The following is a 2,427-nucleotide window of genomic DNA, read 5'->3' on the forward strand; positions in this document are numbered from 1 at the left end:
GACCCCGTCCATCCGGGACCGACCCCGGGCCCGGAGCCGCAGCCAACCCACCCCCACCCCCGACCCACCCCCCCCCCCCCCCCCCCCGCCCCCCCCCCCCCCCCCCCCCCCCCCCCCACCCCCTTAGAAGGCTCCGCGACCTGCCAAAACGCGGTTTGCGATCTTGTTTTCCGTGTCGTGATTCTTGAGCCGTGCCGAGGCGCCCGGCGCACTCACATCACGACAACGGGAAGAAGACTCCACCGTGTTGACGCACCTCGCGAAGCTCACCCAGATCGTTCCCGCCTTGCTCGGGCTCCTCTGGCTCGTCGCTCTCGCGTCCAATCCGATCGCCCCGTGCGGCCCCTCGGCCAAGCACCCCGCGAAGACCATCACCGACCACTTGCGCGCCATGGCCAACCACGCCCGGGCGGTGGCGGTGCTGATCGCCCGGAAGTCCGGCGCGGGCGGCGACAAGTAGATCGTGCCCCGGCGGCAGGCGCCGTCCGTCGGGGCACCTCGCACCCGCCGTCGGCGTAGGCGTGTTACACGCAGATCTACCGCGCCAACGCACTTTTGGCGAACAGCTGCACAAACGCTGTTCTCCGGTCAGCGCACCCCGGTTAGCGTTGTTCTCGCTCGCTCCAAGAACGGCAATTCCTGCTCCGTGGCGTGGGGTTGGGCCCTGGGCGCCCGGGTCCGGCACGTGGCCGTCCGGGAGGAGGGAGACGTCTGTGGGCGAGCGCACCAGGCCGAGGAGGGCCGGCAGGATCGCGCGGCGTGTGCGGTTGTGGCTGGGGCCGATTTCGGCCGCTGCGTACTGGGCGGGCAGGATCATCCGGGACCTCGTGTTCCCGAGGTGCTGACGGCCGCCCCGGCTCCCGATAGCTGAGCCGGGACAGCCGCCTCCTACGCGGTGCGGGCCCTGGCCGTGGCTGCGGCCGGGGCCCGCTGGCGTACGGCAACGATGGCACGGCTCCCGCCGACCACGCCATGCTGACGGCCGCGGAGCTCGAAGACGTCTCCGACGTCGCGTTCAGCCTCGTCCGCGCGGTGTGAGGCCGGGCGGGGCAGGTGGACTGAAGGGAGCCTCGGGTTCCTGAGCGCGAGCCCAGCCGTGGGCGTGCATGGTCTCGGTCTCCCAGTCCTCGAACAGTTGGGGGAGTGCCTTCGGGTCGCGGTCGGTGTCGCGGTGCCAGCGGATGAAGGCGCGGGCAGCGGGTCGGTGCGCGTCGCAGGCCGCACAGAGCTCCATCCACACACCGGTCCCGAGTGGGCCGTGCCAGTGCAGCAGGAGGTCGCCTCCGCAGCGGGAGCAGGGCCGGACCGGCCTTTCCTCGTCGTCGCGATCGGCAGGGCGCATGCGGGCCAGTTCTTCGTCACTGACGTCGTCGAGGCTGCCGTTGAGGTTGCCGATCCGGCTGAAGGACCCGTCGGGGCGTACGAGGTATCGCCAGGTGAAGGACATACAGTCCCCTTCCCGTTTCCCGTGGAGCATGACGCGAACGGTCACGATCTGCCCCATTCGTTACCGGAGTCAAGGGGTGAGACACACGTGAGTGAGGATCGACCGGAGCGCTCGCAGTGCCGGGCCGCCGGCAGTGCGCTCTGGCCCGAGGCCCGGGCAAGGAGGCTCTTCCCCATGTTCAGGTTCCCAAGTCGGCGGAGAGCTGCGGGGGTTGGGGGAAGATCGAGGGAGGCGCCGAAGGGTGAACCGCTGACGGGGAGAGGCGTGTGGCGAAGAAGCAGCGAGGGGTGCGCATCCCGTGGGTCAAGGATGCGCTGGGCAACGAGTACGACCGGTCCGAGATCGACCGTCAGCCACACCCGCGCTATGTGACTCCCCTGACGTGCGGCGGGTGCGGCACCAAGGTGAGCGCCCGGCACGGCAATGCCGACGATCCCGACGGCCGGACTTCTCACTACTTCAGGCTTGCCCCGCACCTGCCGAGCTGCACGTACGTGGTCCGAACAGCCCATATCGCGCGCTCACTGATCCCGCCCCGAGCTCGGCGTCTGAGTGAGCCGGCTGCAGCCTGCCAGCGAGTCGGTGTGGCTGGGTTGCACCCATCAGGAGGAAGGGGCTTTTGGCCGTGACGCCCATATGTATGGCGGGCCACACGGCTGTCCGTCACTGCCGGTCATGAGTGGACGAAGAGTCGACCTATTTTCAGCCTGTCCCGGCCAGGTTGAGCACTGGTTCGGGCGAAGCCATCAGGCAGTGATCGAGCCACGCCGTTGTGCCGGGATCGATGGGACGGTTGCGCAGTGCCGTCCCGGGCGGGGGTCTGACTCGTGAGATCTATGACCGGAGTGTCCAGTCACTGGCTTGTCGACTGCCGTTGCGGGATGGTGAGGTGCCCCGAAGTTTCCGGACAGGGACCCAATAGGATCTCTACGTAAGGAAACGAGAGGCAAGACGTGGCACCACCCAGTAAGTACTCGCCG

General features: G+C 68.9%; 2 protein-coding genes. One reads left to right on the forward strand and one right to left on the reverse strand.

Annotation, left to right across the window (positions count from 1 at the left end):
- The first annotated feature begins 244 nt into the window (after window positions 1–244).
- On the forward strand, window positions 245–460 hold the full coding sequence (locus tag ACZ3TS_RS36035; RefSeq protein ID WP_467626086.1) for a hypothetical protein: 216 nt from the start codon (window positions 245–247) through the stop codon (window positions 458–460).
- Window positions 461–1,015: 555 nt separating this feature from the next.
- On the opposite strand, the gene ACZ3TS_RS36040 is transcribed toward ACZ3TS_RS36035, so the two are convergent.
- Window positions 1,016–1,447: a DUF6300 family protein gene (locus ACZ3TS_RS36040; RefSeq protein ID WP_467626087.1), complete on the reverse strand. Its 432-nt coding sequence runs from the start codon at window positions 1,445–1,447 to the stop codon at window positions 1,016–1,018.
- Window positions 1,448–2,427 lie beyond the last annotated feature (980 nt).

This window comes from Streptomyces sp. NPDC022910, assembly GCF_055561075.1.

Excerpts from the sequence above, each read along its gene's own strand:
- ACZ3TS_RS36040 (WP_467626087.1), bottom strand. The coding sequence starts at position 1,447 with ATGTCCTTCACCTGGCGATACCTCGTACGCCCCGACGGGTCCTTCAGC.